We start from the raw sequence: 23421 nt of genomic DNA on the forward strand, positions 1-23421 counted from the left end.
AAATAAGCTGATTGGTGATTTTTCGGTTAGGGGGAACTGCATTGAAATCAAACCTGAACGGACAATCCATTCTGCTATTAAGCTTGAATGGATTGTTTGTGTTTGCAGCAGCATTGTCAGGCACATTTCTCAACGTATATTTATGGAAGAGCAGGCAGGATTACGCGATGATTGGCTGGTTTAATGTCAGCCAACAAATTGCGCTGGGAATTATGGTCTGGGTGGCTGGGAAATGGGTCAAGGAACATAACAAAATGAATGCCCTGCGCGTGGGGACAGCACTGTCCGGTCTGTTTTATTTAATCGTGTTATATACGGGACCGCAGGCTGTAAACTACATATGGCCGCTCGGAATGTTATTGGGTGCAGCATTAGGTTTATTCTGGCTGGCGTTTAATGTCATTTTTTTCGAAGTCACAGATCAGGCAAGTCGCGATCATTTTAACGGATGGGTCGGTCTGCTGGGTTCGTTTTCCGGTATCGTGGGTCCTTGGCTGTCTGGTTGGATTATTGCTCGTATGGAGGATGATGCGGGTTATCGAGTAATATTCAGTATTTCCTTAGCTTTTTATGTCGTAGGAGTGGTACTTAGTTTCTTTCTTCGCAAGCGTAAGCCGACAGGAAACTACAATTGGAAGGAGCCTAAGCAACGATTGTCACAAAAAGGGAGCATGTGGCGTCCCTTGTCGTTATCGCTTGTTACCCAGGGCATCCGTGAAGGGGTTTTTGCCTTCCTGATTACGCTGCTCGTGTATGTAGCTACTCAACAGGAATGGAAGCTGGCACAGTTTTCACTTATCACCTCGGCGGTTTCATTTTTCAGCTTTTGGGCTGTCGGAAAATGGCTCAAGCCACACTATCGCTCGGCTGGTATGCTGTTGGGTGCTGTATTGTTGGTGATTGCGCTGTTACCCTTATTGTGGCGTATGGAGTATATCACGCTACTGATTATGGGGATCGGCACCGCTATATTCCTGCCCTTGTATTTAATTCCTATGATCTCAGCGAGTTTTGATTTAATGGGTACGAGTGAAGGAGATGCGAATCAGAGAGTGGAACTGGTTGTACTGCGTGAACTGTGCTTAATGGTAGGACGGTTGACCGGTACACTCATTTTCTTGGGCGTCCTAAGTATCAGCAAGGCTCCTACAGCGATGATTTGGTTGTTGATTGGACTTGCATTAATGCCAGTGATCGGCTGGTTTTTTATGCGAAATGTGCTGAAGATGGAACAGAAGACAAAGCGAAGCAATTCTCATTCCCATGCACAACGCTGGCGCAAGCAAACGGAGTAACAGGAAAATTCAACACAAAAAGAACCTCAGAATTCACTTATATAGGCGAAAGGAGGTTCTTTTTGTATTCATATGTTAAACCATTGGTTTTGTTGCTTCTGGCGAGGGTTTGGTCGTACGGGTCAGAGAATACAGCTCCATTTCAGGTCGGTGTGTGCCCGTCAGTTCATCAGCCAATAGCTGTGCGGCCATCATATTCGTAACCGTCCCATTTCCCCCGTAACCCTCCAAGAAATAGCAGTTTGGAAAACGCGGATGTGGACCAATATACGGCAAGCCGTCGTGAGAGGAGCCGAATACAGCCGCCCAAGCGTAGTCGATCTGAAATGGCACACTGGGAAAATGCTCCTGTAGTGCTTGCAGCAGCTTTTGTTGTTGGTGTAGTAGCCTGATTTCACGTTGGTTGGCGTCCAATACAGGTTCATCCAAACCACCAATAATGATACGTCCTTCCGGTGTGGAGCGCATGTATAGATAAGGACGAGCAGTTTCCCAGATGAGACACTGTTCATGCCACAAGGGAGTATCTCCGATTGGATTGGTGGCGATAGCATATGAGCTTTCCAGAACGGCTCCACGGTCTGTTTTAATCTCCTGTGTTTCATAACCCGTTGCAAAAATGATTTTTTTCGCTCGGATAATGCCACCGCTGGTATGACAAACAACTTCATTTTCGTTAAATTCAAAATGCTTGGCTTCCGTATGCTCATATAAGCGTACACCGAGACGGCTGGCGGATCGAAGCAGTCCTTGGGCAAACAAAAATGGATTAACCTCGGCATCTTCGTGCGTGTATAAGGCTGCTGGTTTTCGAAAAGGAAATCGGGCAGCAATCTGTTGTTCATCCCAGTATTCGACAGGAAATCCAAACCGGATTAGCTGTCTGTACTCTTCTTGAATCGTCTGCACATCCTCCGATGTACTTGCATAGTACAGGCTACTTCGGCGTATAAAGGACGAATCAATTTCCAGCGTGGTAGACAGTTTTTCCAACTGATCCAGAGCATCTTTGCACATACGGTAAAACAGTACACCGTTCGTTTCACCAAACGTATTGATGAAGGACGTTAAGGTCTTATCATTGCTATATTGCAGCAGTCCGGTATTGGCCGAAGAACTTCCATGTACTAGCTTGCGCTTGTCAATAACCACGGTGTCTACCTGTCGTTCTCCCAACAGTCGGGAGCAGATCGATCCACCCATCCCGCCACCGATGATCAATACATCACAATTTAAATCCTCTGCCAAAGGCGGGAAATCCAATGTTTTCTCCAAGGTACTCGGCCAATATGTATTCCCGCTTATTAATTCCATATAAATAGCACTCCTCATAAGGTAATATGTAGTATTTCTTATGTGTACATAGTATTTCGCCAAAAGGACAAGATAACCAGCGTGCAACAAAACATTCAAGGAGGCACAGAGATTATGCAATCTACGAACATGCAACCCTTGTCAGGCAAAGAGCTGGAGTACATCGTGGACTCCATTTCCAATGAAGAACTACTACTCAAACAAAGTGCGGCGACAGCGGCTTCTATTCAGCACCCAGCCGTCCAACAAGCCTGTTTGCAACTGGCAAGAACTCATGAGCACCACTTGAATCTGCTTTCTAATGCTCTTCAACAGCATCAGCAGCTTGCCCCAATGCAACCGCAGCAGTAATTTGGATTTACAATAAAGGAGGTTTGACAGAATGTATTCACAAAACAATATGTCATTTATGCCCGAAGAAGATTTGCTCTATACCATTCTTGCTGATATGAAACGTACGGTGCGCGAGTACACAACGGCGACGACAGAATCCAATTGTCCGTCCGTGCGTCAGATGTTCACCGACCTTACGAATGATACATTGCGTCTGCAAGGTGATTTGTATCATCTGATGAGCCAAAACAATATGTACGCCACTCCAACTAAAGCACTGCGCATCGATTTGGACAAACAGATTCAAGAAGCTCGCAAGACCCAACAAGAATGCCAACAGTTCATTCAGCAAAAGTCGGCATCCGCGGGAGTATATGGTCAATCTATGCACCAGCAAGGCCAGTCTACGCATCAAAACAACCCTTATTATATGTAAACGGGATTTTCCGTTTTTGAAGCAGATTCCCATAACAGCCGTCCACCTGCCGGGTTTACCGGAGTGGACGGTTTTTCTTTGCAGGTTTAAAGTGCGTATTGTATGATGTATAGTAATCTCTTTGATGGAGGCCTTATGTAGAATGACAGAGCTGAATGAATTGAAATTAAAAGTACTGGAATTGTTAAAAGAAGATGCTAGAAGAACACCGACTCTATTGGCTACTATGCTGGGGGTTGACGAGCAGGATGTTCGCACCTCAATTAAAGAGCTCGAAGACCAACATGTGATCGTCAAATACGCCGCTGTAGTCAATTGGGACAAAGTCGATGACGAAAAGGTTACCGCTTTGATCGAAGTACAGATTACACCCGAGCGTGGAAGAGGCTTTGAAGGGATTGCAGAACGGATTTATTTATATCCGCAAGTTAAATCGGTCTATCTCATGTCCGGAGCATACGATTTGCTGGTAGAGGTTGAAGGCCGCAATCTCCGTGAGGTCGCTAATTTTGTGTCGGAAAAACTGTCGCCTATTGATTCGGTCTTGTCTACCAAGACTAATTTTACGCTTAAAAAATACAAGCAGGACGGAATTATCTTTGAGGACCATCAGGAAGATAATCGTCTGATGATTTCGCCGTAAAGGAAGATCATGATGAATCTCAAAACAGAAGCATTTACCGACAGTAACAAAGCTATGAGTTCCTATTTGTCCCCGTTGGTGCGCGAGATCCCATCTTCGGGTATTCGTAAGTTTTTTGACTTGGTGGGTGGCAACAAGGATATTATTACCCTTGGTGTAGGCGAACCGGATTTTACAACCCCTTGGCATATGCGGGAAGCCTGTGTCTATTCATTGGAGCGAGGTTTTACCAGCTACACGTCTAATGCGGGAACGCCAGAACTGCGTGAAGCGATTAGTGATTATCTGAATGAGCAATTTGAAGTCCGTTATGATCCCAAAAATGAGATTATCGTAACCGTTGGGGGAAGCGAGGCGATTGATCTTGCTTTGCGTGCGTTAATTGTACCTGGCGACGAAATTCTCGTGCCCGAGCCGTGCTACATTTCATATTCTCCAATCACTGCGATTGGAGGCGGGATTCCAGTAGGTATTGAAACATTTGCTAAAGATGAATTCAAGCTGACGGCTGAGGCACTGGAGGCAAAAATTACACCTAAATCCAAGGTGCTGATTTTATGCTATCCGAGCAATCCGACTGGGGCTACGATGACTTATGAAGATTGGCTTCCGATTGCCGAAGTCGTGGAAAAGCATGATTTGATCGTCATTTCTGATGAAATTTATGCTGAATTGAATTATGGAGAGAAGCATGTCAGTTTTGCCGCTATGCCTGGTATGATGGATCGTACGATTCTCGTCAGTGGTTTTTCCAAAGCCTTCGCCATGACAGGCTGGCGTATTGGATATACATGCGGGCATCCAGATCTGATTGCCGCTATGCTCAAAATCCATCAGTACACCGTAATGTGTGCGCCTTCTATGGGGCAAGTTGCAGCACTGGAAGGCTTGCGGAATGGTTTGGGTGAGAAAGATCGTATGGTAGAAGCCTATAATCAGCGTCGCCGTCTGATGGTTGAAGGGTTCCGGGAAATCGGTCTGGAATGCCATGAGCCAAGAGGGGCTTTTTACGTTTTCCCTAGTATTCAAAGCACGGGACTCAGCTCAGATGAGTTTGCACAGCGTCTTTTGGCAGAGGCTAAAGTTGCGGCTGTACCGGGTAATGTGTTCGGTTTGGGAGGCGAAGGCTATCTTCGTTGCTCATACGCGACTTCTGTTGCTCAGCTGACGGAGGCACTGGATCGGATTGGTCATTTTGTAGAAAAAGTAAGAAAAGAAGGTTAAAATTATTTTTTTATGGGTAATTCATAAAAAATAGTCTTTTATTTCTAAATTTCTATGCTATAATTTGAAATCGGAAGCAGGAAGTTCAATTTTTCAATTGTAGGAGGAATGCTCATGTCATATGTTGGATATAATTTGTCTAGTTCAATAGGATACGACATTTCCCTGGAAGATGAAATTTTGTTCCTGCGGAATGAGATGATGCGGACGTTTCAGGAAGAGCAGTCCTTCACCTCTGATCTTGTTATCCAGATCAGTTGCAAGCTCGATTTGAAAATCAATGAATATATGAAGCTGTATGGTACGGAATGCAAGGTATAACCGTGTGAAGTCAGCCAAATGTAAGAAGAAGGCCGTAGGGCCTTCTTTTTTTGCGTTCACAACTTATGATATATTAATGGCATGGAAGAGGGGGCGTACATATGAGAGCAGGGCTAAAAAGGCTAGCGCCATGGATCATCGGAATGCTGGCACTTGTATTATTGGCTGGATGTGGGGGACGGGACAAGGACAGCTTCTCCATTTTTATTATGGATAAAGGGGATGCTTCAGTCATCCGTGAAGATCTGGCACAAAAGCTTAAGGATAAGCTGGGCGAACAGGCTCCGACTATTGAAATTTCAGTCAGTCCGCTGTATAACCAGCAGAAGCTGGTTGTAGAATATGCGGCCGGGGAGCATGATCTGTTTCTTTTGCCTGAAGAGGACATGAAGCTGTATGGACAGAATGGCTCGAATCTGCCGTTAGATGATGCTTTTGACAAGAAGACGTACGCTCGGGGCGTGTTCGAGGGCGGCGTATTTAAGAAGAAGGGGCAAGAGGAAGAAGGTACAGATGTAAGCAAGGAAACTCATTTGTTCGGAATTCCGGTGGAGCAGATGAAGATGTTTAAGGAGCTAAAATATAACTCCAAAACATTATTTGCTACCGTGCCGCCTCGTACAAGCAATAAGGAAGAAGCCATCAAGGTGCTGAAAGCACTTACGGAATGATAAAGGAGATAGAATGAAATGGGGATTTATACCAGAACAGGTGATGAAGGACAAACTTCTGTGATCGGCGGTCGAGTGTCCAAAGATGATGACCGTGTGGAGGCATACGGTACAATTGACGAGCTGAACAGCTTTGTAGGACAAGCGATCAGTTTTGCCGAAGGGGAAGAGTTTGCGGATATTCGGACTCAATTGGAAGAAATACAGCAGGAGCTGTTTGATTGTGGTTCGGATTTGGCGTTTGTTAAAATTAGTGAAAGCAAATATAAGGTGAAAGACGAGCTGGCAGAGCGACTGGAAGGCTGGATTGATGCATGTCAGGAGGAAAATCCGAAGGTGGAGCGTTTTATTATACCGGGTGGTAGCACATTATCCTCAACGCTTCATGTTTGCCGTACAGTTTGCCGACGCGCGGAACGCCGTGCTGTTACACTAGGTAAACATACAGACATCAATCCGGCGGTACGTCGGTATTTGAACCGTCTTTCTGATTATTTCTTTGCCGTTGCTCGTACAGCGAATGTCCGTCAGGGTGTGCCCGATGTCGAATATGTGCGCAGCAAAAAAGTGTTCCGCAAATAAGGAGGCAACCGGGAATTTGTGATGAGCTTGTATTATGAACCTATCGTATATACGATCCCTCCTGAGGAGGAGGGCATGCTGCTGAAGACTATTTTACAAAAACGTATGAACATTTCTCGAAAGTTAATATCCAAACTCAAGCTGACCGAGCAAGGTATTATGCTGAACGGGACCCGTGTGTACATCAGCGTAAAGGTGAAGTCCGGGGATCGAGTAGAAATTCGTATGGAGCGCGAGCGTTCTGATGATATTTTACCTGAACCCATTCCTTTTGAGATATTGTTTGAGGATGAACATCTATTAGTGGTGAACAAGGCGGCGGGCATGATTGTCCATCCGACTCACGGACATTACACAGGAACACTGGCTAATGGGGTTGTGCATTATTGGCAGGCCAAGGGAGAGCTGTTCCGGTTTCGTCCTGTTCATCGTCTTGATCAGGAGACGACGGGTGTGCTGGTAGTAGCTAAAAATCCGTATGTACACCAGCATATTTCTGAGCAGATGATTGCGGGAACGGTGGATAAGCGCTATACGGCTCTGGTGCATGGGCACCCTGAGCTGCAGGAAGGTAAGGTAGACGGACCGATTGACCGCAACCCGGATGATCCGCATTTACGTATGGTGACCCCGGATGGTTACCCTGCCCTTACGCTGTATAAGCTGGAGGAAGTGTGGAACGGGGGAAGCCGCATCGGACTAAAGTTGGAATCCGGGCGTACGCACCAAATTCGAGTGCATATGACATATATCGGTTGTCCGTTGATCGGAGATAAAATGTACCGGATTACACCTGATGATGCTGCGCAATGTGAACGATATGACCAGCTTGATGCCAGAATGCCTCGACAAGCCTTGCATGCCTCAGAGCTGTCCTTGGAGCATCCTGTAACCGGGGAGCGGCTGACGTTCTATGCTCCGCTGCCTGACGATATGGCTGAAATGCAGGAGCTTTTAAGAGAAAACCAAATGGAGGTTAATCTAGCGATGAGCCAACTGAAAGTATATCAGTATTCTAAATGCAGTACCTGTCGTAATGCAGTGAAATGGCTGCAAAACAAGGGACATGAGACGAAACTGATTCCTATTTTTGAACAGCCGCCCGGCCCGGAGGAATTGGAAGACTTAATTCGCAAAAGTGGGCTGGAGCTGAAAAAGTTTTTTAATACAAGCGGTGAGGTGTACAAAGAGTTAAAGCTGAAAGATAAGCTGGGAGACATGAGCCCTGAAGAACAAATTTCGCTTTTATCCTCAAATGGAAGATTAATCAAACGCCCGATTGTAACCGACGGTAACAAAGTAACGGTAGGATTCAAAGAGGAAACATTTGAGGGCACATGGGGAGCTCAATAACGCCCAATTTACCCCCACGATATGTTATACTGTGGGGGTTAAATATTATGATGAATGGGAGCAATACAATCTGTGACACAACGCAATGAACAATCCGTAATGCTGGTTGACGGCATGGCCCTGCTATTTCGCGCTTATTATGCAACCGCCGCAAACGGTTATATCCGTCGTACAAAAGCTGGGGTGCCAACGAACGCCATATATGGTTTTATTCGATATTTTTGGGATGCAGTCCAAACGTTTAATCCTACACATGTCATTTGCTGCTGGGATATGGGCGGAACGACATTTCGTGGGGAACACTTTGCTGCGTATAAGGGAAACCGAGCCGACGCACCAGATGATTTGATTCCCCAATTTACATTGATTCGTGAAGTGACGGACAGCCTCGGCATTCCCAACATTGGAGCGGAAGGTTTTGAAGCCGATGATTGTATCGGTACGCTTGCACGCCATTATTCGCAAAATGAGGACATGAATGTAATGATTCTCTCGGGAGATCATGATTTACTTCAATTAGTGGATGATCGGACACGGGTCATTATTATGAAAAAAGGGCACGGCAATTATATGGTATACACCCCGGAGACCCTGCTGACTGAAAAAGGGCTTAAGCCACGCCAAGTGGTGGACCTTAAAGGCCTAATGGGGGATGCAAGCGATAATTATCCAGGAGTACGAGGTATTGGTGAGAAAACGGCACTCAAGCTGGTACAGGAATACGACTCTATTGAAGGCATTCTGGAGAATTTGGATCAATTAACACCCTCGGTCCGTAAAAAAATTGAGAGTGATTTGGATATGCTGCATCTTTCACGCAAGCTTGCTGAAATTCACTGCGGTGTACCTGTAGCATGTGCTTTGGATAGCTGTCTGCTGACGCTGGATCACGTGCAAATTGTAGACAAGTTTGAGCAGCTTGAAATGAAAAGCTTGTGTACATTGATGGGTGTCGCAACCGGATCATAATGAAGCTGTTAGGCTTGATACGGACAATTTAAATGAAATAAGTTTATAGGGATGCTGACGCTGGGTGCGTTAGTGTCCTTATTTTTATACCGTTATGTCAACGGCGTTATATAGTCATGTGAAGGATTATATACAATTGCGATAAGGGGATTGACCTCGGACACATTTCAGGTGAATATAGTGGAGAGAGAACCGGATTATTGAAAGGGGACAACAGCAACTATGACAGTATTGGGAGCAATTGAGGCAGGCGGTACCAAATTTGTATGTGGAATTGGCAACGAACATGGGGAGGTACTGGAACGAGCAAGCTTTCCAACAACCACCCCAGCAGAAACAATGGAGAATGTCATCGCATTTTTTGAAGGCAAGGGCATTGAAGCGTTGGGCATAGGCTCGTTCGGGCCGATTGATCCTATCGAAGGCAGTGATACATATGGCTATATTACAACAACGCCAAAGCCACATTGGGGAAATTACAATCTAATTGGCAAACTGAAAGAGCATTTTGATGTGCCTATGGGGTTTGACACGGATGTGAATGGAGCAGCACTTGGTGAGTCTATTTGGGGTGCCGCCAAAGGATTGGACAACTGTCTGTATATTACGATAGGTACAGGCATCGGGGCGGGTGCTTTGGTTGGTGGAAAGCTGATACATGGATTATCCCACCCGGAAATGGGGCATATTCTGGTACGCCGTCACCCAGAAGATACTTATGAGGGGACATGTCCTTATCACGGAGATTGTTTGGAGGGACTGGCAGCAGGTCCTGCGCTCGAAAAAAGATGGAAGGTTAAAGGACATGAGCTTTCTGTCGACCACCCAGCCTGGGAAATGGAAGCGTACTATCTGGCACAGGCTTTAATGAGCTATGTATTAATCCTTTCACCGCAAAAAATTATTATGGGCGGGGGAGTGATGAAGCAAAACCAATTGTTCCCGCTCATTCGTACCAAGCTACAAGAACTTTTGAACGGATACGTACAGCATTCGAGTCTGACAACAGATATTGAGCAATATATCGTATCTCCGGGATTGGGTGACAATGCTGGATTGTGCGGTGCTCTGGCATTGGCAAAGGAAAAGCTGAATCATTAGAATTAATGGTTGACGGCACTCCGAGGTACGGTTATTATATAGGCAACAGCATAGTACGGCTCAAAAAGGGAAGCACCTTTCTTGCGAATACGCAGGATAGGTGCTTTTTTTTGCGTTTTTGTGTTGTGCGGGACTGTCTTTCAACGATATGAGGGAGGAAGAAATCATGGAGATTGTATTTTTAAATCGCTTGTCCAAACGGAATGAACAGGGCTATGAGGACTTTGCTCAGGTATGGATTGGGCAACATGAAGGGGGATGGAGTGCAGGCTGGAGCACACAACATGTCCCGGATGAAAGTATAGACGACCTTTGGTATGAGGGCAGCTTGTGGCAGGAATTACTGCATGTATACCGTCATGAGCTGGCGCTCAAAATGGCTGAGGGCTACAGGCCCTTAATCCATGGCGTATTTCATGAGCAAGAAGGATCATCAGGACGAGGACAAACGCTGCAAAAGCTGTACTGCTACAGTGATTTGTTTCCACGTGATGAAGTGTATGAGCAGTTGACGATGTGGAGACGGCAAAAAGCAGCAACGGAACGAAAAGCGCCTTATTTTATTGCTACGAATCGGCTGCTTCGGCTCATTAGCGTCTATCTTCCCCATACCGAAGAAGAATTGTTGGAACTGCCTGGTATGGGTCAGGGTAAGGTGTCGCAATATGGAGCGGAGCTATTGGCTATTACGACACAAAATGACCGGACCACACCATTTCCGTTGAACTGGGTAACAGAGACGCTGGAAGAAGAAGTGTTTTTGTCATGGCTATACAAGCAAAAAGAGAACCAATACAGGCAGGAGCTGAATAAATTCAGCCTAACTAGAACGATTATCGAAGGTATTTCGGACGGTCTTTCACTGGAGCATATCGGGATGAAGACAGGTTTGCATCGTAGAGAGATGATTGAAGCTGTGGAGCATTTGGACAGGGATGGCATTGATATGGAGAAGCTGATCCGCAAGGAATTGGTGAATGTATCTGAGGAGGAGCAGGCAGCCATCTGGTCTGCTTATGAAGAGTTGGGGGATACGCTGCTCAAGCCCGTCATGCTGAAAGTGTATGGGGAAGAAAAGGCGACAGAAACAGGACTGGATCAAATTTATGAGCGTCTACGTCTAATCCGTATACGGTTTCGCCATCAGCAGGTACCTGACCGACATGCTGGATAATATGGAACTGATTGGATGTAGATAAAGTATCAAAGTACATTCAGGGTCCAACATACTAAAAAGCAGCAGCCAGTTCCTCACAGGACACGGCTGCTGCTTTTTATGACCAAGCTTGAACATCGAAATAAGTATCCAACTCGGTACTTTTCTTACCCTTGTCTTTTTAAACCCAGTCTTTCTTACGGAAAATACAGAACATACTGACGCCTAATGCCACCATAATACCAATGACGACAAAATAGCCATAACGTGTATGAAGCTCAGGCATATTATCGAAGTTCATCCCATATATTCCGGTAATGACCGTCAATGGCATAAATACGGTCGTTATTGCCGTAAACACACGCATAATTTCATTGGCACGATTGGCGATACTGGATTGATAAGCTTCTCGAAGGTTACCCATCAAGTCGCGGTAAGTTTCAAAAGTCTCCGAAATTTTCACAGCATTTTCATAAATGTCGCTGAAATATTTTTGTAATTGATCGTCGATGAGTCGCAAATCCCGTTTGTTCAGGGTATTGATGACTTCCTTTTGTGGACCCAGCACTTTTTTCAGCCACAGAATCTCACTTCGCAAGCCGATGATTTCGTTTAAATGCGACTTTTTCGTATGCATTAGAATATCTTCTTCCAGCTTTTCAATGCGGACCTCAATCCGGTCACCAACCAGAAAATAGTTGTCAACAATCAAGTCGACCAACAGATACATAAAACGGTCAGGCTGGCTGACTTCTTGCTCCCACAGCATAGGCTTGAGGGTACGAAGCTCATTGATTTTCTGCTTGGTCACCGTAATGATAAAATGGCGGCCGAGAAAAATGTTCAAAGCTCGCAAAAATATTTCTTCATCATCAAAACGAATGCTATTTACAACGATAAAATAATGGCTTTCATAAATTTCAATCTTCGGACGCTGTTCTTCTTCACTCAAACAGTCTTCTACTGCAAGATCATGCATGGAAAATAAAGGCTGGAGCACTGCCAAATCATCGACATCGGCATCAATCCAATAAAAACCTTCTACCGGTGCAGTAAGCGCCATTTCAATTTCTTCGACAGGGGTAAAAACCCCGTTGTTGACCAAACGGATTTTCATATATGTCACTCCTTATGCTCCGTCGTAACGGAAATACGTTTACCTTAAGCATAAGGAATGGACTCAGTTAGCCAGTTAGCCGGTGCGGGTAAGCGTGCACTCCCATCAAAAGCCGGAGGCTTTTGGAGCATGCAGAGCCTGGCGTCCCGTCTTTCGGCAAGCTGAAGTCATTCCTATGCTGTTGTTCAGGGATCGCCGCCTATTCGGACTCGGGTCGCCTTCCATTCCGGATTCACCTCTCAAATGTTCTTTTTTAGATTGCCACAGTATCGCAGGAAACACTCAAATCTGCACTACTGCTCCATATTTTTGCCTAATAGCACTTGTATAGTATAACGCTCGGCCTACGGCCTTTCAAGCGCAAAATCATGGGCTAAATCGACAGTAGTGGCAAGAGCTGCCGCGGTAGGAGGATATGATTTAACCTATGGAAAAGGTAGACAAAATGTGAATGCAGGGCACAAATTTACAAGTCCCATCTTGACGAAGCCCAGCCGATGCATTAAAGTGAACAACAAGAACTTTGTGAACCCAAAATGAATATAGCGAAATCTTATCAAGAGCAGGTGGAGGGACTAGCCCGATGATACCCGGCAACCGGCGATTTTAATCGCACGGTGCTAATTCTTGCAGGACGCGCGCTTTGTACAAAGAGCGTTGCCCTGACAGATGAGAGAGGCGCATATGGATACAAATATGACCTTTCTCTAACCAGAGAAAGGTCTTTTTATTATATGCCCGGCATCTCAACAAGACGATTTTCGCAAAACTTACCGAACAAGGAGTGAGTTTACATGCCGATTAAAATCCCTGACACGCTACCTGCCAAGGAAGTGCTGGAGGGCGAAAATATTTTCGTAATGGATGAAAGCCTGGCTTATCATCAGGACATTCGTCCATTGCGTATCGCCATTTTGAATTTAATGCCTACAAAGGAAACGACGGAAACCCAACTGTTGCGCTTGGTCGGCAATACGCCGCTGCAAGTGGACGTCACGCTGGTGCACATGAAGTCTCATGTATCCAAAAATACATCGCAAGAATATTTGAACATGTTCTATAAAACGTTTGACGAGATCAAGAACAGTCGTTTTGACGGCATGGTCATTACAGGAGCCCCGGTTGAACAGCTTGAGTTTGAGGATGTGAACTACTGGGAGGAGATCCAACAAATCTTTGAGTGGACGAAAACGAATGTAACTTCGACCATGCATATCTGTTGGGCCTCACAGGCAGGCTTATACCATCATTTCAATGTCCCTAAATACGGGCTCGATTACAAATGCTTTGGCGTATTTCCACACACCGTGATTAAACCTAAAGTAAAATTGCTACGCGGCTTTGATGAACTGTTTTATGCTCCTCACTCCAGACATACGGAGGTTCGGCGGGAAGATATTGATCATATCGCCGAATTAGAAGTTTTATCCGAATCCGAGGAAGCTGGAGTGTATCTCGTAGCCACGCTTGACGGTAAACAAATTTTTGTAACTGGGCATTCTGAATATGACCCGCTTTCACTGAAATGGGAATACGACCGCGATGTGGCCAAAGGAATGGATATTGAAGTTCCCAAAAATTATTTCCCAAATGATGATCCTGAGCGCACACCGCCCTCAATCTGGCGGGCGCACGCCAATTTATTATTCTCGAATTGGCTGAACTATTATGTATACCAAGAAACACCTTACGATATCGGGCCCCAGATTTAAAAAAGGGGCTTGTAGTTTACCCTTGTACAGTACCACCTTGCAGTAGCGCAGCAGTATAGTCTTTGACATCCATTTTTGCAGGATTGGTTATAGCACCCACTATGAAAGTTAACAGGAGGATTCATATGAGTGAGAAACAGTGGAAAATCGAAAGCAGATTGGCACAAATCGGTTCAGTAGAGGAGCCAGTAACCGGGGCTGTTAATTACCCGATTTACCAATCTACGGCGTTCCGCCATCCCCGTCTGGGTCAAAGCACAGGATTTGATTATATTCGGACGATCAATCCCACGCGAAAGGTACTGGAAGAGGCTTCTGCTGCACTTGAATCGGGTGATGCAGGCTTTGCATGCAGCTCAGGTATGGCGGCGCTGCAAACGGTATTTGCATTGTTTGGACAGGGAGATCATCTCATAGTATCGCTGGATCTGTATGGCGGGACCTATCGTTTGCTGGAGCGTATTTTATCTAAATTTGGTGTAACAGCCAGTTATGTGGATACGAACGATCTTGAAGCACTCGAACAGTCATGTCGACCGAATACCAAAGCTGTATTCATAGAAACACCTACAAATCCGTTAATGATGATTACTGATATTCGAGCGGTGGCTGAATGGGCATCACAACATCAGTTGCTTACCATTGTAGATAATACGCTGCTAACGCCATATTTCCAGCGACCATTGGAACTGGGCGCGGATATTGTGGTACATAGCGCAACCAAATATTTGGGCGGACACAACGATGTGCTGGCAGGGTTGATCGTAACCAAAGGCAAAGAGCTATCAGCTGAAATTGCATTCCTGCACAATTCCATAGGGGCAGTGCTTTCCCCAAGCGATTGCTACCAGTTAATGAAGGGCATGAAGACGTTAGCGCTGCGTATGGACCGGCACGAGCATAATGCAACAGTGCTGTCTAACTATTTACTGACGCATCCGGCTGTGGCGGAAGTATTTTATCCAGCTCTAGAAGGCCATCCAGGTCGTGAGATTCAAAATAAACAATCCAGCGGAAATACGGGTATCTTTTCCTTTAAAGTAAAGGATGCTCGTTATGTGGAACCTTTGCTTCGTCACATTAAGCTCATTGCGTTTGCGGAAAGTCTCGGCGGTGTGGAATCGTTAATGACCTATCCCGCTGTGCAGACACATGCGGACATACCAGCAGAAATTCGGGATGCAGTCGGGGTAGATGACAGGCTGTTGCGTTTCTCCGTAGGCATTGAGCATACAGACGACCTAATTGAAGATTTACGTTCGGCGTTGGAAGCGGCACGTCAAGAAGTAGAAGGAGGAGAGCTGCAATGATAGAGGATGCGAGGAGGATCGGGCAGGATCTGAACAAAGAGCGGAAGTTCGCTACCAAGCTGCTGCATTTTGGCTCTGAAATTGACAGCGTTACGGGGGCATCGAGCGTCCCGATCTATCAAGCTTCTACCTTCCACCATCACGATATTTTTAATCCTCCACAGCATGACTATAGCCGTTCAGGTAATCCGACACGACAAGCTTTGGAGGATTATATCGCTTTATTAGAAGGCGGGGCGTGCGGTTTTGCCTTTGCATCAGGTATGGCGGCCATCTCTACTACATTTATGCTCTTGTCTGCTGGAGATCATGTCATTGTTTCCGAGGACGTATATGGAGGAACATATCGACTGCTGACCTCCATTTTGAAACGGATGAATATCGAAACGACCTTCGTCGACATGACGGACCTCAACCTTGTGAAAGAGGCGTTGCAGGAGAATACAAGGGCTGTATATATGGAAACTCCGTCCAATCCGACACTCAAAATTACCGATGTGGCAGGAATAACTTCTTGGGCACAGGACAACGGGCTTTTAACGTTATTGGATAATACTTTTATGACACCTTATTATCAACGTCCGATTGAGCAGGGAGTTGATATTGTATTGCACAGTGCGACCAAGTTTCTGGGCGGACACAGCGATGTGCTGGCAGGACTTGCGGTAGCACGTACCGAATCGTTGGGAAGACAAATCAAGCAGCTCCAAAATGGACTGGGTACCGTGTTGGCTCCGCAGGAGTCATGGTTGCTCATGCGCGGTATGAAGACACTGGAGGCTCGTATGGCTCACAGCGAAAAGAGCGCAGCGAAGCTCGCTAACTGGCTGAACGAGCGCAACGACATTGAGGCGGTATACTACCCGGGTCTGGAGAATCATCCAGGGCGTGAAGTTCATGAGCGCCAATCCAGCGGTTATGGTGCAGTGATATCTTTTGATGTGGGTTCTGGTGAGCGTGCAAAAGAAGTCCTCAGTCGCGTACGTATTCCAATTGTAGCGGTGAGTCTGGGAGCTGTGGAAAGCATCTTGTCGTATCCGGCGATGATGTCACATGCGGCTATGCCCCATAGTGTACGATTGGAGCGCGGGATTACGAACGGACTACTCCGTTTCTCCGTAGGTTTGGAGGATATTGACGACCTGATCAGTGATCTGGATGAGGCGCTGCGCTAGAGCGTTAGCACATCCGCAGCATCTTTGTCGTTTTCACGCTGAGAGCAAATATGTACAGTACTAAACAGCAAGTTTCCAGTATTTCAGGAGGCTTGCTGTTTTCTATAAAATAACATGAACGACAGTGTGAAAAAAGACACTTTTCAGTTCTGTTTTCTTATTTTTTGGCTATATGCAACGTTGAGATAAGCTTGGCAGTTGCCTGTTTTCCTAGGTGAAAAGCAGAAAGAAGCGGGAATAAGTATGGTTCCTTACCTAAAGATATGTTAGTATTATCATTAGGTTTTACTATGCTAAATAGCACAGACAACATACAAGGCTAGTCATGAACATACATTACGGCAGGGTTCGAACGCAGGTTTGTGAAAGCATTCTCGTTCATAAGTCCTGTCGTTCATTTCGTCGCCCTGTGACAGCGAAGGAGGATACACCATGAGTGTAATCGACCATATTTTAGATAAAGCCCTACGCGGCGAACGCCTGAATTTAGAGGATACCGTTGCTTTGTTCGAATCAGACGAGGTAGAAAAAATCGGTCATGCGGCGAATAAAGTCATGAATCGCATGCATCCCGATCCCGTTAAAACCTTCGTTATCGGACGAAATATTAACTATACAAACGTGTGTGACGTATACTGTCGCTTCTGCGCTTTTTATCGTAGACCAGGTTCTGATGAAGGTTATGTTTTGCCGGATGAGGTGATCTTTCAGAAGATCAAGGAAACGCAGGAAGTAGGTGGCACCGAAATTCTAATGCAAGGCGGTGTGAACCCGAATCTGCCGTTCAGTTATTATACCGATTTGCTGAAAGGTATCAAGGAGCGTTTTCCCGATATTACGATGCACTCCTTCTCGCCAGCTGAAATTCACAAAATGAAGGAGAAATCTGGTCTTTCTATGGAAGAAACAATCCGCGCCATTCATGAAGCTGGATTGGATTCGCTTCCGGGCGGAGGTGGAGAAATTTTGGATGACCGCACACGCCGCAAAATTAGCCGTCTCAAAGGCTCTTGGCGTGATTGGATGGATGTCATGCAAACGGCTCATAAGGTTGGGATGAACACGACTGCTACGATGGTTATTGGCTTTGGCGAGTTGATGGAGGAGCGTGCGCTGCATTTGTTGCGTGTTCGTGATGCTCAGGACGAATGCATTGAAAACAAATATAATTCTGAAGGATTTTTGGCCTTTATTCCTTGGACCTTCCAGCCAGACAATACCAACCTGAAGAAGGAACGTCAGACGCCGGAGGAATATCTGAAGACCGTTGCGATCAGTCGTCTTGTATTGGATAACATCAAGCATATTCAATCCTCATGGGTAACTATGGGACCTGAAATCGGTAAAAAATCGTTGTACTACGGTTGCGATGATTTTGGTAGCACCATGATTGAGGAAAACGTAGTTTCCGCTGCAGGCGCAACGTATAAGGTTAACATTGAATCCATTTTACAGTTGATCCGCGAGACGGGTCACATTCCGGCACAGCGTAATACCCGTTATGATATTATTCGTACTTTTGACAGTGCCAGCAGTATTGAACATGATTTTATCATGCAGAATTAATATCCGTTAATATAGTGTTCATTACAAAACGCCTATCTGTACTAATCGTTATACATAGATTAGTGCAGATAAGCGTTTTTTTGATGTGTTACTTTGCTATGCTTTCCATCGTTTCATATACATGATCTCAGCTTGCGGGTCTGCCATTTGGATGACTGCCTTAAAGCGCTGCAAATCCAACAGATGAACGCTGTAAACGATGACCATTTGTTCTTTTTTATCCTCAGATTCGCTTTTGATCTTGCCCTCTATCTGGGCAGAGCCTTCAACAGGCGTGCTGTGTATACGCAACCTGCGATATATAGCATCCTCGACGGTTGGCTGCTTCTTGCTGACAACACAAACCATACGCGTCAGACCGGTAAACATCAGCCGGGTCGTTTCGTAGGCGGCGAGGCAGGATAAGGCTGAATATAGAGCTGGCTCCCAGCCTAGCACAAAGCCAGCTGTAATGAGCAGCAGACCGTTACATAGCATAACAATCTGTATTAACGGAATCTTGCGGTGTGTTAGCAACAATGTGGATGGACGGCCATCGCCTGGTTCGTTAAGTCCTAGTGAATCAAGCAGACCACCGTGACGAGCTGCCAGTCCTGCGCCAAGACCGATACAGATTCCGCCGCCCAAAGCACATACGACCGGATGGCCGCTCACTGCCGGAAAAGGCGAAAGAATGATGGCTGAGCCTGAAAAGGCGAACAAGCCGGGTAGTGCACGGAGCAGCATGGGTTTGTGAGTGGATAAAGAATACAGCAGCATGAGTGGCAAGTTCAAAACGAATAGCAATAACCCAAAATGCTCTTGTGTATAAAGCGACATGAGTCTGGAGATCCCCGTGACGCCTCCAGCGATCATATCATGCGGATGCAAAAACAATTCCAGACCGACGGATGCCGTAATTCCGCCAATCACCGTATAAAAGACAGGGAACCTGCTCGCATCTTCTGAAGCGGGCTTCACAAGCCGCCTCATAGAGTTTCGGCATGTTTAATAGCGTGCGGCATAGCCTTCCCTCCTATGGATTGTCGTATCCAGCTTTACAGTTACGCCGAGTTACTTTCTTCTTTTCGTAGGCGGGGGTCCTTGAACTTGAATATTTTGTTTAACATATTAAAAATAGGTTTTGACTGCTTTGTGAGAAGTGGTCCAAGAATGGCCAGTATGAGTACATAGATGGCTGCAAAAGGTTGAACAATATCAAGTAAACCACCTTCTTTACCCAAGTTGGCCATGATAATCGAAAATTCACCCCGTGCCACAATGGTCAGGCCGATATTTGCTGACGCTTTGGGAGATAAGGAGGCCGTACGCCCAGCCAACATTCCTGCCCAAATGTTCCCAAATAACGTGAGAACGACTGCTGCCAGCGCAAGCCATATCGCGTTTCCTCCTAGGGACAGTGGATCAATGGATAGCCCAAAGCTGAAAAAGAACAGAGCGCCAAAGAAATCGCGGAAAGGAACAATTAAATGCTCGATCCGTTTGGCATGTTCCGTTTCGGCCAGTACGAGACCGACTAACAGGGCGCCGATAGCTTCCGCCACATGAATCGTTTCCGAAAAACCAGCCACCAGAAACAGGGAGCCGAAAACAACAAGTCCGAATACCTCATTGGAGCGAATACGGAGAATCCGATTTAACAGAGGGACGGCCTTACGACCGATAATAATGACTGCAAGCATAAAGCCAAGCGCGATTAGCGCTGATAGCAGTACACCCCCGAGCGAGGATGAATCGCTAAGAACCAATCCGGAGAGGATGGAGATGTATACGGCGAGGAAAACATCCTCGAACATAATAATGCCCAAAATCATTTCAGTTTCAGCATTGGCAGTCCGCTTGAGATCTACCAGCACCTTCGCAGCAATAGCACTGGATGATATGGTTGTAATTCCGGCGATAACCAGTGTTTCTGCTACAGGAAAGCCGCTCAGGAAGCCAAGAGCCAGCCCCAGTGTGAAATTGATGCCAATATAAATGGTGCCACCCACGGCAATGGAGCGGCCTGATTTAATTAACCGACCTACTGAAAACTCCAGACCCAAGTAGAAGAGAAGAAACAGCACTCCGATTCTTCCCATAAAATCAATAAAAGGGGCGCTTTCGATAAAGCGAAAATCAAAATGCCATAGCTCCATCGCATGCGGTCCAACTGCCATTCCGATCAGGATATAAAAAGGGATGACCGAGAAGCGCAGTTTGGAGGAAATAAGTCCGGCTGCAGCGATGAGAGCAATAGCCAATCCAACCTCAAATACCAGATGATCCATCCAATCACCCGCTTCCGTTCATAAGGATTTGTTTAAAGCGTTTTTGCTGATCGCGTTCCCCAACAACAACTACAATGGCATCATCGTTAATAATCACTTCAGGACCAGGATTTACATATTTCATTCCCTTTTTCTCCACAATGGCAATAACAGTGGCTCCCGAATTTTGTCTAATATCCAGCTCACCGATGGATTTGCCAACACTTGCATAGTGAGATTCCACTCTATACCATTCGATAATAAAATCGTCAAACGTCATTTCTACACTTTCAAGCTGTTTCGGCTTATATGTCATACCCCCGATGATGGAGGCTACCAATCGTGCTTCCTGATCATTCAGGGTTGTCATAGAAATACTTTGTTCCAAATCCTCGTAATCAAAGTGATACAACTCACGCCTGCCATCATCATGAATAATAATGACAATTCGGTCGCCACTCTCTGCATCTATTCGATACTTAATCCCGATTCCTGGCAAAATAGACTCTCGAATATCCATTTGTAAAGCCTCCTGTACGATACGTTATTTAAATGAATGGTATGGGAAATAAATCACATGCTTTGGGAGTGACATGAAAACTTTCTTTTTGTATTAAATTTTATAAATTAACATAGAAAACCTGATAAATATACTTAACGTATTACACTTATTGGGAACGGTTAACAAATAGACATGCAAATGTAGTGATGTGCATGCTTAAGGGAGGTTAAGCCACATAACTAGAGGTAAATTTGATGGGGAACAAGTACAATTGCTTCTTTAGTTTGCAAATGACAGGAATAAAAGGCAGACGTAGTTTAGGGATGCTCAATAGCAGCACAAACGCCATCAAAATGACAAAGGGAAGTGATTTGGCCGCAGCGATCACCAGATGAAGTAAAGGGGAGGATTTGCGTATAGCTGGTTTGGGATGGTGCTCCAGACCGTGAGAATCGGTTTCTAACGAGGAAACATCAGCATGAGACAGGAGAGAAGATCCCGCAGTAAACTGAAGGGATTGAGTAGTGTCTTCCGCATGAAACGTCACAGGAAGGGACAAAATCTGAACGAGGCTCAATATGACGATCATGAATGTACGCAGCATGTTCAGCATCGTTGACATCTTATCTCCTCCCTCTTGTGAAAAATTCATATTAATTTAACCTTAACATACCCCACCCTAAATATTCAAACGTCTTTCGTTTTTTTCCTATACCACAGTAATTGTTTATAACACGCCAACCGGCTTTTTGAAACCTGATCATCCTCTTTTGACTATGTCTTTCTGTTTCCAGTCGTTCACTTCGTATAACCCTTCAGAGGCCGCCATATACTGAAAGCAGTGATCGAAAGGAGTGAGCCAATGGAACTGTTTACAGTGTGGACCAATACAGACGGAGATCAGGAACCCGACCGGTTTTACGAAGTGGTCAAAAGTAGAACAAAGGGACTACATATGTCACGGCGCGGATTTCGATTCACTTTCAGACAGCTGGACAACAAAGTGGCATGGACCTGCAAGGGCACAGAAAGCAATTCGGCGTTTGAAAGCTTTCTCCCCTGTGTATACAGCATCATGTCTTCGGCAATAGCGGATTATATTATCGAGGTCAAGGAGTGGGGGCTGCTTAATCTCATTCTCACCAAAGCCTGTTCGCTGCTGGAGAAAGAGGATACAGAGCAAATTCGCAGTATGATTCGTTCACTGTTAAACGATGATGGCCCGAGAGGTCGTTTGAAGCGTCATGGTAAGCTGACCACTCTCCTGGAGAAGGATTTTAAGGAGCTTCGTGTGATCAATTTGGAAGGACTGATTCAATTTAGGCTCCATGCGTATAAAAAAGAGCTTGAAGAAATCGTCGACTATGCCATGGAAGAATTCTGGGCAGATCGGCAATACGAAGAATTTATGGGGTTGCTTAAATATTTTGTTTTTTTTCAGGAAAGCAAAGTTCCGCTCGTACACGTACTTCACCAAGGCGGACATAATTTTACGATTCTGGATAGTGCCATGGTGCCGATACCGACTCCCGATGCAGATGACATCATTGTCGAGATGCCAGGCATTGAACTGGAAATGGAGGTCGAGGATCGAATCGTGAGCACCCTTATTTCGATTTCTCCTGCTTCCATTATATTGCATACAGACGATGAGCACACCCCCATAGTGCGGACACTCCTGCATATTTTTGAAGATAAAGTGAAGCTGAGCAGATTTTATCCAGGTCAGGATGTTCAAAAATAATAATCTGTTCGTATAAACCAATGGATTTCTGGAAAGCCTTTGCCTCAAGGGGAGGTTTTTTATGAGATCCATGTTGGTATGGAAACGGATTTTGGGAACCGTGTTAATCGCAACCTGTCTGGTATTGCCCGGCAATGAAGTTTACGGTCACAAAGAACCGGTCCAGCATAAGAAATGGCAGTCCACACCTGTTTTAGCTCCACGTGAAGAGCAGGTTATTACGACCATGACGGTCACAGCAACAGGATATACAGCAGGCTATGAATCGACTGGCAAACGGCCAAGTCATCCCGGTTACGGTATTACGTATTCCGGTGTAAAAGTGCGTCGTGACAAGAACACGCTGTCTACGATTGCGGCTGATCCCAAAACGTTTCCTTTGGGAAGCATATTGTACATTCCTGGTTATGGATACGGGATTGTAGCAGATACAGGTTCTGCGATTAAGGGCAATAAAATTGATTTGTATTTTAAAACAACCCGGCAGGTGTATTCTGAATGGGGCAAGAAAGATGTGGATGTTCAAATTATAAAAAAAGGTAACGGAAAATGTACGGAAAAGATGGTGAAATCGCTCCAAAAGGCGATAGAAACGCATAAAACCATTCCGACCGCGACACTGGATGCTTCCATATAATCCTTGAATAT

At 45.5% G+C, this 23421-nt stretch carries 24 protein-coding genes, 1 pseudogene and 1 riboswitch; of the genes and pseudogenes, 19 read left to right on the forward strand and 6 right to left on the reverse strand.

What is annotated here, in order from left to right; translation table 11 throughout:
- Positions 1–41 precede the first annotated feature (41 nt).
- Complete coding sequence (locus MLD56_RS07635; RefSeq protein WP_069012839.1) at positions 42–1295, forward strand: MFS transporter; 1254 nt, start codon at positions 42–44, stop codon at positions 1293–1295.
- Between the two features lie 75 nt (positions 1296–1370).
- On the opposite strand, the gene MLD56_RS07640 is transcribed toward MLD56_RS07635, so the two are convergent.
- On the reverse strand, positions 1371–2609 hold the full coding sequence (locus MLD56_RS07640) for an NAD(P)/FAD-dependent oxidoreductase (protein WP_029516488.1): 1239 nt from the start codon (positions 2607–2609) through the stop codon (positions 1371–1373).
- 114 nt (positions 2610–2723) lie between these two features.
- On the opposite strand from MLD56_RS07640, the gene MLD56_RS07645 reads away from it, so the two are divergent.
- The 12 genes and pseudogenes from MLD56_RS07645 to MLD56_RS07700 all read left to right on the forward strand — a co-directional run bounded on the left by MLD56_RS07645 (position 2724) and on the right by MLD56_RS07700 (position 11416).
- The gene (locus tag MLD56_RS07645) at positions 2724–2960 is read left to right on the forward strand and encodes a hypothetical protein (protein ID WP_029516489.1); all 237 of its coding nucleotides are present in this window, start codon (positions 2724–2726) and stop codon (positions 2958–2960) included.
- A gap of 31 nt (positions 2961–2991) precedes the next feature.
- The gene (locus tag MLD56_RS07650) at positions 2992–3378 is read left to right on the forward strand and encodes a spore coat protein (protein WP_029516490.1); all 387 of its coding nucleotides are present in this window, start codon (positions 2992–2994) and stop codon (positions 3376–3378) included.
- Positions 3379–3520: 142 nt separating this feature from the next.
- Positions 3521–4021, forward strand: a complete 501-nt coding sequence (locus tag MLD56_RS07655; protein ID WP_013370105.1) for an Lrp/AsnC family transcriptional regulator — start codon at positions 3521–3523, stop codon at positions 4019–4021.
- Positions 4022–4033: 12 nt separating this feature from the next.
- Positions 4034–5245, forward strand: a complete 1212-nt coding sequence (locus MLD56_RS07660; RefSeq protein ID WP_029516491.1) for an aminotransferase class I/II-fold pyridoxal phosphate-dependent enzyme — start codon at positions 4034–4036, stop codon at positions 5243–5245.
- A 114-nt stretch (positions 5246–5359) separates the two neighbouring features.
- Positions 5360–5566, forward strand: coding sequence for an aspartyl-phosphate phosphatase Spo0E family protein (locus MLD56_RS07665; RefSeq protein WP_029516492.1), 207 nt, complete (start codon positions 5360–5362; stop codon positions 5564–5566).
- A gap of 101 nt (positions 5567–5667) precedes the next feature.
- Positions 5668–6237 carry a type 2 periplasmic-binding domain-containing protein gene (locus MLD56_RS07670; protein ID WP_029516493.1) on the forward strand — a complete coding sequence of 190 codons (570 nt, stop codon included), beginning with the start codon at positions 5668–5670 and terminating at the stop codon, positions 6235–6237.
- Between the two features lie 18 nt (positions 6238–6255).
- Positions 6256–6819, forward strand: a complete 564-nt coding sequence (locus MLD56_RS07675; RefSeq protein WP_029516494.1) for a cob(I)yrinic acid a,c-diamide adenosyltransferase — start codon at positions 6256–6258, stop codon at positions 6817–6819.
- 21 nt (positions 6820–6840) lie between these two features.
- Positions 6841–7794: pseudogene (locus MLD56_RS07680) on the forward strand (RluA family pseudouridine synthase); the annotation flags it as partial.
- Positions 7795–7806: 12 nt separating this feature from the next.
- Positions 7807–8172: an arsenate reductase family protein gene (locus MLD56_RS07685; RefSeq protein ID WP_152526694.1), complete on the forward strand. Its 366-nt coding sequence runs from the start codon at positions 7807–7809 to the stop codon at positions 8170–8172.
- A 72-nt stretch (positions 8173–8244) separates the two neighbouring features.
- Positions 8245–9141, forward strand: coding sequence for a 5'-3' exonuclease (locus MLD56_RS07690; RefSeq protein WP_029516496.1), 897 nt, complete (start codon positions 8245–8247; stop codon positions 9139–9141).
- A 222-nt stretch (positions 9142–9363) separates the two neighbouring features.
- Positions 9364–10242 carry an ROK family protein gene (locus MLD56_RS07695; RefSeq protein ID WP_029516497.1) on the forward strand — a complete coding sequence of 293 codons (879 nt, stop codon included), beginning with the start codon at positions 9364–9366 and terminating at the stop codon, positions 10240–10242.
- Between the two features lie 166 nt (positions 10243–10408).
- Positions 10409–11416, forward strand: a complete 1008-nt coding sequence (locus MLD56_RS07700) for an HRDC domain-containing protein (RefSeq protein WP_029516498.1) — start codon at positions 10409–10411, stop codon at positions 11414–11416.
- Between the two features lie 163 nt (positions 11417–11579).
- Here MLD56_RS07700 and corA read toward each other — a convergent pair whose 3' ends face one another.
- Positions 11580–12515: a magnesium/cobalt transporter CorA gene (corA, locus tag MLD56_RS07705; RefSeq protein ID WP_013309418.1), complete on the reverse strand. Its 936-nt coding sequence runs from the start codon at positions 12513–12515 to the stop codon at positions 11580–11582.
- A 550-nt stretch (positions 12516–13065) separates the two neighbouring features.
- Positions 13066–13191, forward strand: a riboswitch (SAM riboswitch).
- A 118-nt stretch (positions 13192–13309) separates the two neighbouring features.
- Here corA and metA point away from each other — a divergent pair.
- From metA to mqnC, 4 genes are all read left to right on the forward strand, one after another.
- A complete protein-coding gene (metA, locus tag MLD56_RS07710) occupies positions 13310–14227 on the forward strand; it encodes a homoserine O-acetyltransferase MetA (RefSeq protein WP_029516499.1) in 918 nt (305 codons plus the stop codon).
- Positions 14228–14352: 125 nt separating this feature from the next.
- Positions 14353–15537: a PLP-dependent transferase gene (locus tag MLD56_RS07715; RefSeq protein WP_029516500.1), complete on the forward strand. Its 1185-nt coding sequence runs from the start codon at positions 14353–14355 to the stop codon at positions 15535–15537.
- Positions 15534–16712 carry an aminotransferase class I/II-fold pyridoxal phosphate-dependent enzyme gene (locus tag MLD56_RS07720; RefSeq protein ID WP_029516501.1) on the forward strand — a complete coding sequence of 393 codons (1179 nt, stop codon included), beginning with the start codon at positions 15534–15536 and terminating at the stop codon, positions 16710–16712. The genes MLD56_RS07715 and MLD56_RS07720 overlap by 4 nt, the downstream gene beginning before the upstream one ends.
- A gap of 432 nt (positions 16713–17144) precedes the next feature.
- Positions 17145–18278: a cyclic dehypoxanthinyl futalosine synthase gene (gene mqnC, locus MLD56_RS07725; RefSeq protein ID WP_029516502.1), complete on the forward strand. Its 1134-nt coding sequence runs from the start codon at positions 17145–17147 to the stop codon at positions 18276–18278.
- A gap of 96 nt (positions 18279–18374) precedes the next feature.
- On the opposite strand, the gene MLD56_RS07730 is transcribed toward mqnC, so the two are convergent.
- The 4 genes from MLD56_RS07730 to MLD56_RS07745 form a co-directional block, all read right to left on the reverse strand.
- Positions 18375–19238 carry a YitT family protein gene (locus MLD56_RS07730; RefSeq protein ID WP_029516503.1) on the reverse strand — a complete coding sequence of 288 codons (864 nt, stop codon included), beginning with the start codon at positions 19236–19238 and terminating at the stop codon, positions 18375–18377.
- A gap of 83 nt (positions 19239–19321) precedes the next feature.
- Positions 19322–20548: a cation:proton antiporter gene (locus MLD56_RS07735; RefSeq protein WP_023987794.1), complete on the reverse strand. Its 1227-nt coding sequence runs from the start codon at positions 20546–20548 to the stop codon at positions 19322–19324.
- A gap of 4 nt (positions 20549–20552) precedes the next feature.
- On the reverse strand, positions 20553–21047 hold the full coding sequence (locus MLD56_RS07740; protein WP_029516504.1) for a cation:proton antiporter regulatory subunit: 495 nt from the start codon (positions 21045–21047) through the stop codon (positions 20553–20555).
- Between the two features lie 208 nt (positions 21048–21255).
- The gene (locus MLD56_RS07745) at positions 21256–21651 is read right to left on the reverse strand and encodes a hypothetical protein (protein WP_029516505.1); all 396 of its coding nucleotides are present in this window, start codon (positions 21649–21651) and stop codon (positions 21256–21258) included.
- A 240-nt stretch (positions 21652–21891) separates the two neighbouring features.
- Between MLD56_RS07745 and MLD56_RS07750 the strand changes: the two genes are divergently transcribed.
- Positions 21892–22773, forward strand: coding sequence for a putative sporulation protein YtxC (locus MLD56_RS07750; RefSeq protein WP_029516506.1), 882 nt, complete (start codon positions 21892–21894; stop codon positions 22771–22773).
- A 61-nt stretch (positions 22774–22834) separates the two neighbouring features.
- On the forward strand, positions 22835–23410 hold the full coding sequence (locus MLD56_RS07755; RefSeq protein ID WP_013309429.1) for a 3D domain-containing protein: 576 nt from the start codon (positions 22835–22837) through the stop codon (positions 23408–23410).
- The last annotated feature ends 11 nt before the right edge of the window (positions 23411–23421 follow it).

This window comes from Paenibacillus peoriae (assembly GCF_022531965.1).
GTDB lineage: Bacteria > Bacillota > Bacilli > Paenibacillales > Paenibacillaceae > Paenibacillus > Paenibacillus polymyxa_D.

What these genes read in the sequence shown, in the direction of transcription:
- MLD56_RS07640 (WP_029516488.1), bottom strand. Translation starts at nt 2,609, where the DNA reads ATGGAATTAATAAGCGGGAATACATATTGGCCGAGTACCTTGGAGAAA.
- MLD56_RS07645 (WP_029516489.1), top strand. Translation starts at nt 2,724, where the DNA reads ATGCAATCTACGAACATGCAACCCTTGTCAGGCAAAGAGCTGGAGTAC.
- MLD56_RS07650 (WP_029516490.1), top strand. Translation starts at nt 2,992, where the DNA reads ATGTATTCACAAAACAATATGTCATTTATGCCCGAAGAAGATTTGCTC.
- MLD56_RS07655 (WP_013370105.1), top strand. Translation starts at nt 3,521, where the DNA reads ATGACAGAGCTGAATGAATTGAAATTAAAAGTACTGGAATTGTTAAAA.
- MLD56_RS07660 (WP_029516491.1), top strand. Translation starts at nt 4,034, where the DNA reads ATGAATCTCAAAACAGAAGCATTTACCGACAGTAACAAAGCTATGAGT.
- MLD56_RS07665 (WP_029516492.1), top strand. Translation starts at nt 5,360, where the DNA reads ATGTCATATGTTGGATATAATTTGTCTAGTTCAATAGGATACGACATT.
- MLD56_RS07670 (WP_029516493.1), top strand. Translation starts at nt 5,668, where the DNA reads ATGAGAGCAGGGCTAAAAAGGCTAGCGCCATGGATCATCGGAATGCTG.
- MLD56_RS07675 (WP_029516494.1), top strand. Translation starts at nt 6,256, where the DNA reads ATGGGGATTTATACCAGAACAGGTGATGAAGGACAAACTTCTGTGATC.
- MLD56_RS07685 (WP_152526694.1), top strand. Translation starts at nt 7,807, where the DNA reads ATGAGCCAACTGAAAGTATATCAGTATTCTAAATGCAGTACCTGTCGT.
- MLD56_RS07695 (WP_029516497.1), top strand. Translation starts at nt 9,364, where the DNA reads ATGACAGTATTGGGAGCAATTGAGGCAGGCGGTACCAAATTTGTATGT.
- MLD56_RS07700 (WP_029516498.1), top strand. Translation starts at nt 10,409, where the DNA reads ATGGAGATTGTATTTTTAAATCGCTTGTCCAAACGGAATGAACAGGGC.
- corA (WP_013309418.1), bottom strand. Translation starts at nt 12,515, where the DNA reads ATGAAAATCCGTTTGGTCAACAACGGGGTTTTTACCCCTGTCGAAGAA.
- metA (WP_029516499.1), top strand. Translation starts at nt 13,310, where the DNA reads ATGCCGATTAAAATCCCTGACACGCTACCTGCCAAGGAAGTGCTGGAG.
- MLD56_RS07715 (WP_029516500.1), top strand. Translation starts at nt 14,353, where the DNA reads ATGAGTGAGAAACAGTGGAAAATCGAAAGCAGATTGGCACAAATCGGT.
- MLD56_RS07720 (WP_029516501.1), top strand. Translation starts at nt 15,534, where the DNA reads ATGATAGAGGATGCGAGGAGGATCGGGCAGGATCTGAACAAAGAGCGG.
- mqnC (WP_029516502.1), top strand. Translation starts at nt 17,145, where the DNA reads ATGAGTGTAATCGACCATATTTTAGATAAAGCCCTACGCGGCGAACGC.
- MLD56_RS07735 (WP_023987794.1), bottom strand. Translation starts at nt 20,548, where the DNA reads ATGGATCATCTGGTATTTGAGGTTGGATTGGCTATTGCTCTCATCGCT.
- MLD56_RS07740 (WP_029516504.1), bottom strand. Translation starts at nt 21,047, where the DNA reads ATGGATATTCGAGAGTCTATTTTGCCAGGAATCGGGATTAAGTATCGA.
- MLD56_RS07745 (WP_029516505.1), bottom strand. Translation starts at nt 21,651, where the DNA reads ATGTCAACGATGCTGAACATGCTGCGTACATTCATGATCGTCATATTG.
- MLD56_RS07750 (WP_029516506.1), top strand. Translation starts at nt 21,892, where the DNA reads ATGGAACTGTTTACAGTGTGGACCAATACAGACGGAGATCAGGAACCC.
- MLD56_RS07755 (WP_013309429.1), top strand. Translation starts at nt 22,835, where the DNA reads ATGAGATCCATGTTGGTATGGAAACGGATTTTGGGAACCGTGTTAATC.